This is a genomic window from Oryzomonas japonica (genome assembly GCF_008802365.1).
GTDB classification, from domain to species: Bacteria; Desulfobacterota; Desulfuromonadia; order Geobacterales; family Pseudopelobacteraceae; genus Oryzomonas; species Oryzomonas japonica.
The window spans coordinates 189,409-202,990 of record NZ_VZQZ01000004.1 but is presented as its reverse complement, the minus strand read 5'-3'; the positions used below and the strand labels follow the sequence as shown (position 1 = coordinate 202,990).

General features: G+C 63.7%; 13 protein-coding genes. 7 read left to right on the top strand and 6 right to left on the bottom strand.

Translation table 11 applies throughout. The features are described 5' to 3' along the window. Positions 1 to 49 precede the first annotated feature (49 nt). Entirely contained in the window at positions 50 to 1,033 is a 984-nt protein-coding gene (locus F6V25_RS08475; RefSeq protein WP_151128177.1) for an HD-GYP domain-containing protein, read from the top strand. Between the two features lie 71 nt (positions 1,034 to 1,104). On the opposite strand, the gene F6V25_RS08470 is transcribed toward F6V25_RS08475, so the two are convergent. The 5 genes from F6V25_RS08470 to F6V25_RS08450 form a co-directional block, all read right to left on the bottom strand. Continuing rightward, positions 1,105 to 3,201: a transglycosylase SLT domain-containing protein gene (locus F6V25_RS08470; RefSeq protein WP_191966136.1), complete on the bottom strand. Its 2,097-nt coding sequence runs from the start codon at positions 3,199 to 3,201 to the stop codon at positions 1,105 to 1,107. A gap of 153 nt (positions 3,202 to 3,354) precedes the next feature. After that, positions 3,355 to 4,236 carry an ATP-binding protein gene (locus tag F6V25_RS08465; protein WP_151128175.1) on the bottom strand — a complete coding sequence of 294 codons (882 nt, stop codon included), beginning with the start codon at positions 4,234 to 4,236 and terminating at the stop codon, positions 3,355 to 3,357. A 174-nt stretch (positions 4,237 to 4,410) separates the two neighbouring features. Further along, entirely contained in the window at positions 4,411 to 4,671 is a 261-nt protein-coding gene (locus F6V25_RS17415; protein WP_149306191.1) for a DUF507 family protein, read from the bottom strand. Further along, on the bottom strand, positions 4,668 to 4,955 hold the full coding sequence (locus tag F6V25_RS17410; protein ID WP_151128174.1) for a DUF507 family protein: 288 nt from the start codon (positions 4,953 to 4,955) through the stop codon (positions 4,668 to 4,670). The genes F6V25_RS17415 and F6V25_RS17410 overlap by 4 nt, the downstream gene beginning before the upstream one ends. Before the next feature lie 52 nt (positions 4,956 to 5,007). After that, positions 5,008 to 5,316 carry a c-type cytochrome gene (locus F6V25_RS08450; RefSeq protein WP_151128173.1) on the bottom strand — a complete coding sequence of 103 codons (309 nt, stop codon included), beginning with the start codon at positions 5,314 to 5,316 and terminating at the stop codon, positions 5,008 to 5,010. 139 nt (positions 5,317 to 5,455) lie between these two features. On the opposite strand from F6V25_RS08450, the gene hemW reads away from it, so the two are divergent. Then, positions 5,456 to 6,601 (top strand): radical SAM family heme chaperone HemW, encoded by a 1,146-nt coding sequence (hemW, locus tag F6V25_RS08445; RefSeq protein WP_151128172.1) that lies wholly within the window; start codon positions 5,456 to 5,458, stop codon positions 6,599 to 6,601. A gap of 43 nt (positions 6,602 to 6,644) precedes the next feature. Next, on the top strand, positions 6,645 to 7,130 hold the full coding sequence (gene nuoE / locus F6V25_RS08440) for an NADH-quinone oxidoreductase subunit NuoE (protein ID WP_151128171.1): 486 nt from the start codon (positions 6,645 to 6,647) through the stop codon (positions 7,128 to 7,130). Positions 7,131 to 7,168: 38 nt separating this feature from the next. Here the strand turns inward: nuoE and F6V25_RS08435 are convergent, their stop codons facing one another. Continuing rightward, a complete protein-coding gene (locus F6V25_RS08435; protein ID WP_246167002.1) occupies positions 7,169 to 8,800 on the bottom strand; it encodes a methyl-accepting chemotaxis protein in 1,632 nt (543 codons plus the stop codon). Positions 8,801 to 9,068: 268 nt separating this feature from the next. Between F6V25_RS08435 and nuoF the strand changes: the two genes are divergently transcribed. The 4 genes from nuoF to F6V25_RS08415 are packed head-to-tail and all read left to right on the top strand — an operon-like array spanning position 9,069 to position 13,410. Beyond that, on the top strand, positions 9,069 to 10,334 hold the full coding sequence (gene nuoF, locus F6V25_RS08430; protein WP_151128170.1) for an NADH-quinone oxidoreductase subunit NuoF: 1,266 nt from the start codon (positions 9,069 to 9,071) through the stop codon (positions 10,332 to 10,334). Between the two features lie 9 nt (positions 10,335 to 10,343). Continuing rightward, positions 10,344 to 12,335, top strand: coding sequence for an NADH-quinone oxidoreductase subunit NuoG (gene nuoG, locus F6V25_RS08425; protein ID WP_151128169.1), 1,992 nt, complete (start codon positions 10,344 to 10,346; stop codon positions 12,333 to 12,335). Between the two features lie 56 nt (positions 12,336 to 12,391). Beyond that, positions 12,392 to 12,775, top strand: a complete 384-nt coding sequence (locus F6V25_RS08420; RefSeq protein WP_151128168.1) for a sirohydrochlorin chelatase — start codon at positions 12,392 to 12,394, stop codon at positions 12,773 to 12,775. Further along, positions 12,775 to 13,410, top strand: a complete 636-nt coding sequence (locus tag F6V25_RS08415) for a precorrin-8X methylmutase (protein ID WP_151128167.1) — start codon at positions 12,775 to 12,777, stop codon at positions 13,408 to 13,410. Before F6V25_RS08420 ends, F6V25_RS08415 begins: the two co-directional genes overlap by 1 nt. Positions 13,411 to 13,582 lie beyond the last annotated feature (172 nt).

Sequence of the window (13,582 nt, the reverse complement as noted above, 5' to 3'; positions counted from 1 at the left end):
CCGGAGCCCTATTTTGGTGACCCAAATATGAGTCTTTGGAGGGAGCTGCATGCAGGAAGTTGTTCTTGTCGTGGATGACGATAAAGCCATTTTGGGCTATACGGCCGAACTGTTGACCGGCATAGGCGCCAATGTCCTCTCCTGCGACTCTCCCGTCGAGGCCCTGGCGATCATCAGGGAAACGCCGATCGCCATCGTGGTTTCGGACTACTACATGCCCGAGATGACCGGGCTTGAGCTCTTCAGCCGCATGCGGGAGTTTTCCCACAGTATCGTCAAGATTCTCATGACCTCCAAGGCGGACCTCGCCATGGCGGTGGGCGCCATCAACGGCGGCGAGGTGTTCCGGTTCCTGTCCAAACCGTGGCAGGATGCGGAGATGGTTGCCGCCGTGCGCGACGGGGCGCGCCGTTACCGGATGATGCTGGCTTCCAGCGAGGACATGGAGTTCCTTCTCCACGCCCTGGGGCAGACCATCGAACTGAAGGACCCGCTCACCAAGGGGCATTGCGAGCGGGTCGCAACCTATGCGGAGATTATCGCCCGCCGGATGGGCCTCGATATGGAGGCAAAGCACGACCTCAAGGTGGGGAGCTGGCTCCACGACTGCGGCAAGATCGGCGTCCCGGAAGCCATCCTGAATGCCGAGCGGGGCCTGACCGACGGGGAGATGGAGGTGATCCGCAAGCATCCCCTCTGGGGGGCGACCGTGGCCGAGGCCGCCAACATGCCGGCGGTCGTGGTCAACATCATCCTGCACCACCACGAATACTATAACGGCAGGGGATATCCCATAGGGCTCGCGACAGACGCCATCCCCCTGGAAGCCCGGATCGTGGCGGCGGCGGACGTGTATGACGCCCTGCGTTCCTCGCGCCCCTACCGCCCCGGATTTTCCTACAGCGACACCCGCGGCATCATGGCATCCATGTCGGGCAATCAACTGGACCCGGCCATCCTGGCGACCCTCTTCGAGGGGCTCGAAGAGTACCGGGACGAGGAGGGCGATCATCCCCTCCCCCCCCTTCTCTAGCAAGGATATAATGAGAAAGGCCTTCCCGTTGGGGGAAGGCCTTTCTCATATACAGACTATGCCGGGCGGGTCTACTTGATGCCGTACAATTGCCGGTAGGTGGCGGCCGAGGCGTAGACCTTCTTCACGTAGTCCCGGGTCTCCTGATAGGGGATGCTTTCGATGAATTCGTCCTTCTTCAGCCCCTTGAAGTTCTTCCTCCACCGTTCGACCGCCGCTGCCCCGGCGTTGTAGGCGGCGATGGAGTAGACCACATCCCCGTCAAACCCCTTGAGCAGTTCCCGGAGATGCTTCGTTCCCAGCTTTATGTTGTAATCGGCCGCAACCAGCCGTTGGGGGTTGAAACTCCCCTTTTCCCGCGCCGTCTGCTTGGCCGTGGCCGGCATGAGCTGCATCAGGCCGATGGCCCCGGCCCCGGATCTGATGGTCGGCGAAAAACCGCTTTCGGCCCGGACCAGGGCGTAGACCAGCCCTTCCGAGAGGGAGTTGGCGGCGGCCTGCTGGCCGATGTGATCCGCATAGGCCACCGGATACCCGACCGTCCAGAGCGGCAGGCTGGCCTTCTCCCACTTTATCGGCCGGTTTTGCAGGAACAGGGCGATGGCGGAACCGTACTCCCCCATCTCCAAATAGATACGGGCCAGGCCGGGAAAGGGGGCCTTCCTGTCGCCGTTTTTTTTGCGGGCGGCCGCCATCTCGACCCGGGCTTCGTCCTGCATCCCCAGTGCCGCCAGGAGGCGAGGTTTCTCGAAGCCGGCAGGCAGGGGCAGCTCCGTCAGGGCGTTGCGCTTGCCCAACGGCTCACGCGGGTCGGCGATCCCCTTCCGGTCCCGGTACCAGGTGGCATAGAAACCGGCCGGGCATTCGTCCAGAAGCTGGCGGTAATAGAGGGCGGCATCGGCCGGGGCGGTGTTTTCCAGGGTCCGCGCCAGCCAGTACAGCGCCTTTTCCCGCACGCTGTTATCCTTGAGCTGCGCCTTGAACGCTTCGGCGGCCACGGCATACTCGCCGGTCAGATAGTGGCACCAGGCGGCCTCCCAGGTGGAGCGGGACAGGAACTTGGAGCCGGGGAAGTTTTTGGCAAGCTGTTCGTACAGGCGCGCCGCCTCGGCAAAGCTCCCCATGTTCTTGCGCAGGCCGGCCGCCTCCATCAGGGCGTCGTCGGCAAACTCCTGCCGTTTCCCTTCGCCCGCCAACTCCCTGTAGAGGGCAAAAGCCTGCTCGTTCTGCTCCTGCCCTTGGCGCTCCAACGACTTGGCCCGCCAGAAACGCGCCTCGGAACGGATGCTCGGCAGGGAGGAAGCGGTTGCCCGCAGAAAAGACTTCTCGGCCAGCTTGAAGTTCCGCAGGCGATACTGAACCATGCCGGTTCGGAAATCCACCCGGCTGGCAAAACCCTCGGGCTGGCCATCGGTCTGAATTGCCGCCAACGCCTTCAGGGCCGCGCTGAACTCGTTCTGGGTGTACAGGCTGGAGGCGCGGCGCAGGAGTTCCTCGGGGGTGAACGGGGCGCTCTTGACGCCGTTCTTCTCCAGGTCCGCGAGCCGGTCCCACGCCTGTTTCGCCTGGGGTGCGGTCGGATTGTTCAGCCAGATGCTGCGATAGTTCTGGGCCGCGCCGCTCTTGTCGCCGTTTTCCTCCCGGCTGCGGGCCGCCTGGAACAGGGCGTCCACCGAGTCGCTACCGGCCGCGTACCGCTCCACAAAGGCCTGGTACGCTTTGAACGCCCTATGGTAGTCGGCGGCCCCGAACAGGCTGTCAGCGGCCAGCTTGTCGGCCCGGCGGGTCAGCTGGGAGCCGGGGTAGGTCCTGGCAATGGCCTGCGCCTTGGCAGCGGCCTCGGTGTACCGTTTCTGCTTCAGCAGCGCCTCGGCCTGGTACAGGGCCGCATAGTCCCCCGCCAGGGGGAGCTTCTGCTCGACACCGGCCAACAGGGGCAGGGCCTCGTCGGCCTTGCCCAGGCGCAGGGCGGTCACGCCGAGCAGAAAGGTGCGCTGGGGCGATTCGGCGCTTTTCTTGGCCAGGGCGTAGGCGTCGTTGTAATCCTTTTCCCGAAACTGGGCGGCAGCCTGGGACAGGAGATCGTCGGCACGGGATGAGACCACGGACAGCGAAAAGAGGGAAACGCCGGTGATGGCGATAAGGAACGGTTTATACGGGAGCTGCAATATGTACCTGCCTTTCGTGAAAAAAGGCCGCGGACGGGTGCCCATGGCCCTGCTGTAATAGATTCGATGTACCCCTACGGTTTAACTCTGTCTGGCTGTTCTCGGTGGACCTCTGTGTCTCTGTGGCGGAAGTCGCCTTTCTTTCTCTTGTGCCTAGCCTCGGGCCAAAAGCCGCTTTCCCACCCAATGGCTGGCGAACTGGTAGGCGATGCGCCCGCTGCGGTCCCCCTTTTGCTGGGACCAGAGGATGGCCGCCTGCCGGGCCTCGTCATCCCAGATGGACGCCGTGTCCCGCTTGGCGCAGAGCTTGCCGACCCACTGGCGGACGACCTCCACGTACTGGTCCTGGCTGAAGGGATGGAAGCCCACCCAGAGCCCAAACCTGCCGGACAGGGAGATCTTCTCCTCCACCGCCTCGCCGTGGTGGACTTCATTATTATAGAGCATGGCCCCGCGGTTGTCGCTCTCGTACTCGGGCAGCAGGTGGCGGCGGTTGGAGGTGACGTAGATCAGCACATTCTCCGGCGGCGCGTACACCGAGCCGTCCAGGGCGCTCTTCAACATCTTGTAACTGGACTCCCCGGTTTCGAAGGAGACATCGTCGGAGAACACCAGGAAGCGGTACGGCTCCGTCGTGATGGCGTCCACGATATCCGGCAGATGCACCAGATCGTCCTTGTCCACCTGGATCACCCGCAGCCCCCGGGGGGCATAGCTGTTGAGGATGGCCCGCACCAGGGACGACTTGCCGGTGCCCCGGGTCCCCCACAGCAGGCAGTTGTTGGCCGGCAACCCGGCCAGGAACTGCCGGGTATTCTCCTCGACCACACTCTTCTGCTCGTCGATCCCCAGCAGGTCGTCCAGGCGGATGCTCTCCACCACGTCCAGCGGTTCCAGGTATCCGGCAAAGGAATGGCGGTGCCAGTTGGCGGCGGCGGTGACGGACCAGTCGATGCGTGGAATCGGTCGTGGCAGGAGTTGTTCAATCGAGGTCAGCACCCGCTTGAGCTGGGCGGTCAGTTCGGGATCGAGCATGGGCTGTGATCTTTCCGTTTTGTGTAGGTCTTAACAGGCTGTTGAAAAACTCAGGTTGTTCAAAAATAGTCAGATCGTCGCACCCGCAGAAAGCCCTGCGGAGGCGTAGCAGCGCTACGCCGCACAAAAGGGCTTTCGAGGACGAAGGCCTGATGGCTGTTTTTCAACAACCTCTTAAAGATGCCGCTTGGCCAACTCTTCCTGATAGAACTTCTGGTAGAGGAGTTCCCAGTCCCGGCTTCCTTGGGCATGGTTCCTCAGCTTGGCGCGCACCGTGCCGTCGATCTCCTCGACGGCGCCGAAGAAGGCGCCCAGGGATTGTTTGACCCGTGCCAGGGCCCGGCTTTCGTCGGTCACATCGGCCAGGTCGTCGCGCCAGATACAGTTGATGACCTCGTGGGCCATGTTGGATACGCGGTCTTCGGAGAGGCTCATAGTACGATCTTCCGTTCTTTTGCCAGTTTTCCCTTGATCATCCTGAGCATCTTGCGCCGGTCGATCTCCGCGGCGCCCCGCCCCATGGCGGCGACGGTTTCGTCCAGCAGCCGTTCGGCGTCACGTTCCAGCAGCTGCTCGCGGGTCAAATCGTGGCTTATGGCCTTGGCGATCCCGGCAACCACGGCGCTCCGCTCGCCCTTGGGCGTGATGAGTCCCTCGGCGGCCAAGTCGTTGTACACCTTTTCCGCCAGGCGGTGTATCTGATCCTCCCTCAGTCGCATAAGCCTCCAAAGAAAAAAGGCCCGCCTCGCGGCAGGCCTTTCGATGCACCGGTTATTTCAAGGTCTTCAAATACCCCAGCAGGGCGTCCATATCGGCCTTGGGCAGGGTCTTGAAAGAGGGCATGGTGGTGGAGGGGTTCCTCTTCTTGGGGTTTTCCAACTGGACCTTGAGGTCGCCTTCCTTCAGCTTGGCGGCGATCTTGGTCAGTTCCGGGCCGATGGAACCGCCCTTACCCTTGACGACGTGGCACATGGTGCACTTCTGCTTGAAGATCTGCTCGCCCTTGCTCTCAGCCTGGGCCGCAACCGTTACGAACGCTACGGCGACAAAGGCGACCAGGATGGCAACTGCACGTTTCATGACGAATCTCCTTGAAAGTAATTTGAAAGTGGACACATTGTACCCAATCCGGTTAAAATTGCAATCCTTAACCGTCTCACCGGCAACAATCCCGTTAGTCGGAACAGAAACATCACGGTCCCTACACAATCTATATAATATGTTCACACGCCTGTACCTCCATATCCCCTTCTGCCGCCGCAAATGCCCCTACTGCGCCTTTGTCTCCCAAGAGTCCACCGCCGCCGGCCTGGACGTCTACGCCCGTACCCTGCTGGCGGAGATGGGCCTGGCGGCCCACACCTTCACAGCGGAGAGGCCGCTGGAGTCGGTGTACTTCGGCGGCGGCACCCCCTCCCTGCTCGATCCCCGGCAAATCGGCCGGATTCTGAAACGGGCGGGCGACCTGTTCGGCCTGGATAGGGAAGCCGAGATCACCCTGGAGGCCAATCCGGGCACCGTGGACATGGAGCGGCTGGCCGCCTTCCGCAGCGCCGGGGTCAACCGCCTCTCCCTGGGGGTGCAGTCCTTCCACGACCCCATGCTGGCGGCCCTGGGGCGCATCCATAGCGCAGCAGAGGCCAGGGAGGCCTTCCGGGCCGCGCGGATGGCAGGTTTTACCAACATCGGCATCGACCTGATCCACGCCCTGCCGGAGCAGACCCTCCCCATGTGGCGCAGCGAACTGGAACAGGCCCTGGCCCTGGGACCGGAGCATATCTCCGTGTACGGTTTGACCGTGGAGGAGGGGACCCCCTTTGCCCAGCGCTACGACGTGGACAGCCCGCTCCTCCCCGACGAGGACCTGGCGGTGGCCATGTTCGAGGAGGCGGACGACGTCTTGACCGCCGCAGGCTACGAGCATTACGAGATCGCCAACTACGCCCTCCCCGGCCGCCGCTCGGCCCACAACAGCGGCTACTGGCGCCGGGACGGCTACCTGGGGCTGGGGTGCGGGGCCCACTCCTTCCTGCGGCAGGGGTACGGCGTCCGCTTCGGCAACCCGGCCGACCTGGACGCCTATACCGATGCCGTGGCCCAGGGGCATCTGCCCCACGGGGAGGAGCAGCGCCTCACCCGGCAGGACGCCATGGCCGAATTCATGTTCCTGGGGCTGCGCATGGCGGACGGCATCGGGGAGAGCGGGTTCCGGCAGGCATTCGGGATCGGCCTGAATGAAACCTTCGGGGTAGCCCTGGCCAAGCTGACCGCCCAGGGGCTGCTGGAAGCGGCCGGGGACCGGGTCTGCCTCACTCGGCGCGGCATGCTCCTCTCCAATCAGGTCTTCGCGCATTTTCTGCCGTGATTTCCCCTTGCCACGGCCCGCAAAGCATCTATAATCTAGCACCATGATCCCAACACACCTGAGACAGGAACTGGAACAGCGCGTGGCCCACGCTATCACCCCCCGGGAAGCGGCGGTGGACGTGATGAAGGAGTTGCAGCGCCACTACGGCTGGCTGACCGACGAGGCCGTGGCCGAGGCCGCCGCCATTTTGGGGCTCTCCCCCCTTCAGGTGGAGGAGCTGGCCACCTTCTACGAGATGATCTACCGCCGCCCCGTGGGACGAACGGTGGTCCACGTGTGCGACTCCATCTCCTGCTGGGCCATGGGGGGCGAAACCCTCCTGCGCCACCTGGAACAGATGTTGGGGATCGAGGCGGGCTCCACCACCGCCGACAACGCCGTCACCCTGCTCCCCTGCTGCTGCCTCGGCAACTGCGGCAACGCCCCGGCCCTGATGATCGGGGACCGGCTCTTCGGCCCGGTCTCACCGGAACAGGCCGCAGCCATCATCGCCGACCACCGCACTCCCCGCCCCGCTGACCCATGACGGCACACCCCGCATAAGGGGGCTTACAACTTACACAACTAGGCCAGCCTGAAGTGGCCCACCAGACTGCGTAAGTCCTCTCCCAGGCGGGAAAGGCCGGATGATGCGGCAGCCGTGTCCTGGGCCCCCCGGGACGCGTCCATGATCACCTCAGAAATCTTCTGAATGTTATTGGTGATCTCGTTGGTCGTGGCGGTTTGTTCCTCCGTTGCCGTGGCGATCTGACTTACCTGCATGGTCACGGCGTTCACCTGCTCCAGGATCTCCTGCAGCGATGTCTCCAGTTGAGCCGCCTCCTGGGCGCCCTTCTCCGTGCCGACAACCCCTTCCTCCATGGAGACAATGGCACTCCTGGTCTCCTGCTGGATCGCCCGGATCATCTCGCCGATTTCCTTGGTGGCTCGCGTGGTACGTTCAGCCAGGGCCCTCACCTCGTCGGCCACGACGGCAAACCCCCGCCCCTGTTCGCCGGCCCGGGCCGCCTCGATGGCGGCGTTCAGCGCCAGTAGGTTGGTCTGGTCGGCAATGTCCTCAATAGTGCCCACGATCTGGCCGATTTGATCGGAACGTTCGCCCAGGGAGGCGATTGTCCGGGCGTTGGCCTTGGTCCGTGCACCACGCTCGCGGATGCCGTTAACGGTGTTCCTGACCACCTCGAACCCTCTCTGGGTCGTTGCCACCGCGCGGTTGGCACTCTCGGCGGCCATATTGCAATTACTGGCGATATCCTGGCCCGTGGCAGCCATCTCCTCACTGGCCGTCGCCACGGTGCCCGCCTGGGCTGCAACCGCCTCAGTACTGGCGGCCATCTGCTCGGCGGTGCTGTTCAGTTCAAAGGTGGCCGAGGCCAGGGTGGAGGTGGTGCCAGCTACTCCGGATATGGTCTGGGACAGCTTGTCCATGAACTGGTTCAGCCAATGGGCCGCTTGGGCCATCTCATCCTTCCCCTTGATCTCGATGCGTTTGCTCAGGTCTCCCTCGCCGGAGGCGATATCCCGCAGACGGCCAGTCAATTCATTGAACGAGCCCTGCATGACCCGCCAGAAAACGAGCAGCAGCACATTGACCAGCACGACGGTCAACACTAGGGTGGCAACGGTCATGGTAAAAGTTTTCACCGTGAATGCATCAAGGGATGCCCGCTCGGCCTTCATATCCTTCTTTATGTCGTTCTGGGTCTCGATGATCCGGTCTTTTATCCGGCGCCACTGGGGGGTTTCCTTCTGCACCAGAAGCTCTATCGCCTCCGGTTGCTTGCCGTCCCTGGCCAGACGGATAATCTCATCCTTGATGACCGCCGCCTCCTGCCAGAGGGGCGGCACCTGCTCTAGTCTCTTGGCATAATCCTTGATTCCTGCGGCGGTTGCGGTCGCCTCCTTGTGTAATTTGAGAAACTCCGCTGAGGCTTTCTTGTAGTTGGCCAGGGCCTTGTCATCGCCGGGATTGAGGATCACGTTGCGGATAGCCTGTTCTGCCTGGAGCCCCTGGGCCTGCATCTCGCCCACGGTGGAGCCGAGGGTCTGGTACTTGTCGGCATAGAGTTCGAAACGTTCGTTCGTCCCCCGCATGCCCCGGTAGGAAACCACCATGGCAATCAGAAGAAACAGCGTGGCAAGTCCGGCAAAGATCGTGAATTTCCAAACCAGATTGATATTCCTGAACAACGTCATGGCGCCCCCCTCACGGCACGTAAATTTTATGTTATTAAACGTACATCATTCCAATTCATTTAGCAAAATTTACATTAAATTTCTATTAAATAGCAACAAACCTCTTACCACGTTACTTGCAGAATATACGTCATTTAGCGGTACATTTCAGTACCTGGGGACGATATGGCATGACCGGTTACGGGGCGCCGGTAACACGGGAGGTGAATTCGGTGTGCCGCGCTTGCCATGCCGGGACTATGATGGTAATTTAAAGCACGAGCAAACCATGAACGATATCCTCTTCAGACATAATCGCCCCGACCGGGCCGTGACCTTGGACGAATACCGGGCCGAGGGTGGATTTCAGGCTCTGCAAAAAGCCCTGGCCGACCTCTCGCCCGACGCCGTGCAGCAGACGGTGATCGACTCGGGCCTGCGGGGGCGCGGCGGGGCCGGGTTCCCCACCGGCAAGAAATGGTCCTTCGTCCCCCGCAACCTGCCGGGGCCGCGCTACCTGATCTGCAACTGCGACGAGATGGAGCCGGGCACCTACAAGGACCGGGTGCTATTGGAGCGCAACCCCTACCTGCTGGTGGAGGGGATGGCCCTGGCCTGCTACGCCCTGGGGGTGGAACGCGCCTTCATCTTCATCCGGCGCGGCTATGAACTGGCCGCCCAGAACCTGAAGGGCGCCATCGCCCAAGCCCACAAGGCCGGCTTTCTGGGCAGCGCCATCTGCGGCAGCACATTCAATCTGGAGCTGGACGTGCACCAGTCGGCCGGCCGCTACATCTGCGGCGAGGAGACCGCCCTCATGAACGCCCTGGAGGGCATCCGGGCCAATCCCCGCTCCAAGCCCCCCTTCCCCGCCGTCAAAGGGTTGTGGGGCCAGCCCACGGTGGTCAACAACGTGGAAACCCTCTCCAACATCCCGGCCATCGTCGCCCACGGCCCGGCCTGGTTCAAGGCCCTGGCCGCCACCCCGGAGGGGGCCGGCACCAAGCTCTTCTGCGTCAGCGGCCATGTGCAGAAGCCCCTCTGCCTGGAGCTCCCCATCGGCACCACCCTGGGGGAGATCATCGACACCCACTGCGGCGGCATGCGGGCCGGCAGCACGTTCAAGGCCTGTATCCCCGGCGGCGCGTCCACCCCTTATTTCACCAGGGACCACAGGACCGTGCCCCTGGACTTCGACCCGGTGGCCAAGGCCGGTTCGCGCCTGGGCACCGGCGGGGTTGTGGTCTTCGACCAGACCACCTGCATGGTGGCCGCCACCCTCAACCTGGTCCGTTTCTTCGCCCGCGAGTCCTGCGGCTGGTGCACCCCCTGCCGGGAAGGGCTCCCCTTTGTGCAGCATATCCTGGAACGGATCGAAGCGGGTCGCGGGGAGATGGCCGACATGGACATCCTGCGGGAACACGTCCACAAGCTGAACTACGCCTTCTGCGCCCTGGCCCCCGGCGCCATGGGTCCGGTGGAAGGGCTATTGAGATTGTTCGAGGACGAGGTACGGGAACATATCACCGGGGGGAAGTGCCCTCTGGGGAATTGAACATTGGAAATGATCAAACTCATTATCGACGACATACCGGTTGAAGTCCCCGAGGGCACCACGGTGCTGGAAGCCGCCCAGTCGGTGGACATCCCCATCCCCCATTTCTGCTGGCATCCCGCCCTGGGCAAGGCCGGCGCCTGCCGGGTCTGCGCCGTGAAACTGCTGGACGGCCCGGTCAAGGGGGTGCAGATGTCCTGCATGCTCCCCGCCCAGGACGGCATGGTGGTCTCCACCACCGACGCCGAGGCGGTGGCCATGCGCAAGAGCGTCATCGAGTGGCTGATGATCAACCACCCCCACGACTGCCCGGTGTGCGACGAGGGGGGCGAATGCCAGTTGCAGGACTACACCATCGCCGGCGGGCACGGCATCCGGCGCTACGACGGCAAAAAACGCACCCACGTTAACCAGTACCTGGGTGAGTACATCGAACATGAGATGAACCGCTGCATCCAGTGCTACCGCTGCGCCCGCTTCTACCAGGAATACGCCGGGGGCACCGACTTCGGCGTCATGGGCAGGGCCGCCACGATCTACTTCGGCCGCCAGGAGGAGGGACCGCTGGAATCCCCCTTTTCCGGCAACCTGGTGGACATCTGCCCCACCGGGGTCTTCACCGACAAGACCGCCCGCTTCCGCGCCCGCTACTGGGACTACGACATGGCCCCCTCCATCTGCCCCCACTGCTCCCTGGGGTGCAATACCGTCCCCATGGCCCGCTACCGGGAGCTGCTCAAGACCACGGCCCGCAGGAACGACCGCGTCAACGGCTGGTTCATGTGCGACAAGGGACGCTTTGCCAACACCATGGTCAACGCCCCGGACCGCCCCCGCCAGGCATTGGTGGACGGCACGCCGGTCACCCTGGACGAGGCGTTGGATGCCCTGGCGACCCGCATCGACGATTTTCTGGAACTGCACGGCCCCCAGGCCCTGGCCATCGTGGGCTCGCCCCGCATGGACCTGGGGGGAAACATCATGGCGGCGCGCCTCGCGGAACTGCTGGGTGCCGGGGCGCTCTGCTACTTCGATACCCCGGACCAGGCCCACCTGACCGGTGAGGCGGTGGCTCTGCTGACGGCGGAGAGCAGCGCCTCCCAGGAGGACGTGCGCAAGGCCGACCTGATCGCCCTCGTGGGATGCGACCTGCTGAATGAGGCCCCCATGATGGCCCTGGCCGTGCGCCAAGCGTGGCGGAGCGGGGCAAAGGTGTACGTTATTGCCCCTCATCCCGACCTTCTCCCCGAGGGGGAAGGCACAAATCATACCCTCGCCCCAGGGGAGAGGGTGGCCGAAGGCCGGGTGAGGGGACAACTTCCGTTCCCATTCGAGCACGTCGCCACCCTGGCCGCAGTGCCCCTGGCGGAAGCCAAGCGCCCGGTCGTCATCTGCGGCGCCACCACGGAAGGAGTGGAGGCGGTGCAGTCACCCCCCCGCACAGCCAAGCTGGCCTTTATCCTGGACGGCCCCAACGCCTTCGGCTGCGCCGAACTGGCCCGGCAACACAACACTGTGGCGCTCTCCACGGCCCTGGCCGACAGCCGGATCAGGGGGATCATCTCCTTTGAGGCCGACCTCCCCCGCGACCTGTCGCCGGTGATCGACGTGCTGGCCGCCGCCGACTGGCGGCCTACGAGGCTCACGGCACGGGCCGGGGTGTTCCTCCCCACCACCGCCTGGGTGGAGCAGGAGGGGATCTACGTCAATAACGAGGGGCGCGCCCAACGTTTCAACAAGGTCATGAACCCCGGCCTCCCCATCAAGGGGCTCACCCCCGAACTGCACCCGCCCCGGACCCACGGCAAGGCCGCCCCCGGCGGCAACGTGGCCCCGGCGGAACGGCTCATTGCCACCCTCATGCAGCGCCTGGGGGAGGCAGAGGTGGAGGAGTTGGAGTTCCCCCTCCTTGATAAGGAGGACCCTCTGGGGCCTAAAGGGGCCAGGGGGTGGTCGAGCAGTTGCTTGGGATTAAAGGCTACCACCCCCGGCCCCTCCTAAACTAGGAGGGGAGAAAACCACCCATCATCCCCACTCACCTACAAAAGCGAGGAACAATGAAAACCGCAATTCTGCTTATGGCCCACGGCAGCCGCATCCCCCAGGCAAACGACGCCGCCCGCGAGGTGGCGAAGATGGTGCAGGAAATATCCGGCTTCGAGATCGTGGAGGTCTCGTTCCGCGAGATGCACGAACCGAACATCCAGCACGGCATTGACGCCTGCGTGAACCGCGGGGCCGAGCGCATCCTTCTCATGCCCTATTTTCTCTTCATGGGCGCCCATGTGGTCCACGACCTGCCCGAGGAGATCGAGGCGGCCCAGAAACGCCACCCCGGCCTGATCATGGAGATGGGCCCGCATCTAGGGGTGCACCGCAAGCTGGCCGAGGTGGAGTGCGAGCGCATCGACGAGGCGCTGGACTTCCTGGGGTGGCGCTGATGGACTCCCTGACCATGAAACCGGAGGCCATCGAGGCCGAATCGTTCCGCATCATCGACCAGGAGGCCGGGGAGCACGGCTGGCCCGAGGCCGAGTGGCAGGTGGTGCGCCGCAGCATCCACACCAGCGCCGATTTCGAGTATGCCGGTTCCATGGTGTTCTCCGACGGGGCTGTGGCAAAGGCGGTGGCGGCCATCAAGAGCGGCTGCGCCATCGTCACCGACACGAACATGGCCCTGTCCGGCATCGGCAAGGCCCGCCTGGCCCCTTTCGGCTGCCGTGTCTCCTGCCACGTGGCCGACCCGGACGTAGCCGAGGCGGCCCGGCACGACGGCATCACCCGCTCCATCGCGGCCATGCGCAAGGCGGTGGCAACCCTGGACAACCGCATCTTCGTCATCGGCAACGCCCCCACGGCCCTGTTCGAACTGCTGCGCCTCGTCGGGGAAGGTACAGCCCATCCGGCCCTGATCATCGGCCTGCCGGTCGGTTTCGTGGGTGCCGAGGAGAGCAAGAACGCCCTGGCGGCCACGGACGGCTCCATCCCCTTCATCACCAACATGGGACGCAAGGGGGGGTCCAACGTGGCGGCGGCGGTGGTGAACGCCCTGGCGATCATTGCCGCAGGGGCGTAGGAGGTTGTTGAAAAACAGCCATCAGGCCTTCATCCTCGAAGCCCCTTTCGTGCGGCGTAGCGCTGCTACGCCTCCTCAGGGCCTTCTTCGGGTGCGACGATCTGACTATTTTTGAACAACCTGGCTAGTGCAAAGCGCCCAGAGAGCCCTCCTAAACTAGGAGGGCAGAAAA

What these genes read in the sequence shown, in the direction of transcription:
- F6V25_RS08475 (WP_151128177.1), top strand. Translation starts at nt 50, where the DNA reads ATGCAGGAAGTTGTTCTTGTCGTGGATGACGATAAAGCCATTTTGGGC.
- F6V25_RS08465 (WP_151128175.1), bottom strand. Translation starts at nt 4,236, where the DNA reads ATGCTCGATCCCGAACTGACCGCCCAGCTCAAGCGGGTGCTGACCTCG.
- F6V25_RS17415 (WP_149306191.1), bottom strand. Translation starts at nt 4,671, where the DNA reads ATGAGCCTCTCCGAAGACCGCGTATCCAACATGGCCCACGAGGTCATC.
- F6V25_RS17410 (WP_151128174.1), bottom strand. Translation starts at nt 4,955, where the DNA reads ATGCGACTGAGGGAGGATCAGATACACCGCCTGGCGGAAAAGGTGTAC.
- F6V25_RS08450 (WP_151128173.1), bottom strand. Translation starts at nt 5,316, where the DNA reads ATGAAACGTGCAGTTGCCATCCTGGTCGCCTTTGTCGCCGTAGCGTTC.
- hemW (WP_151128172.1), top strand. Translation starts at nt 5,456, where the DNA reads ATGTTCACACGCCTGTACCTCCATATCCCCTTCTGCCGCCGCAAATGC.
- nuoE (WP_151128171.1), top strand. Translation starts at nt 6,645, where the DNA reads ATGATCCCAACACACCTGAGACAGGAACTGGAACAGCGCGTGGCCCAC.
- F6V25_RS08435 (WP_246167002.1), bottom strand. Translation starts at nt 8,800, where the DNA reads ATGACGTTGTTCAGGAATATCAATCTGGTTTGGAAATTCACGATCTTT.
- nuoF (WP_151128170.1), top strand. Translation starts at nt 9,069, where the DNA reads ATGAACGATATCCTCTTCAGACATAATCGCCCCGACCGGGCCGTGACC.
- nuoG (WP_151128169.1), top strand. Translation starts at nt 10,344, where the DNA reads ATGATCAAACTCATTATCGACGACATACCGGTTGAAGTCCCCGAGGGC.
- F6V25_RS08420 (WP_151128168.1), top strand. Translation starts at nt 12,392, where the DNA reads ATGAAAACCGCAATTCTGCTTATGGCCCACGGCAGCCGCATCCCCCAG.
- F6V25_RS08415 (WP_151128167.1), top strand. Translation starts at nt 12,775, where the DNA reads ATGGACTCCCTGACCATGAAACCGGAGGCCATCGAGGCCGAATCGTTC.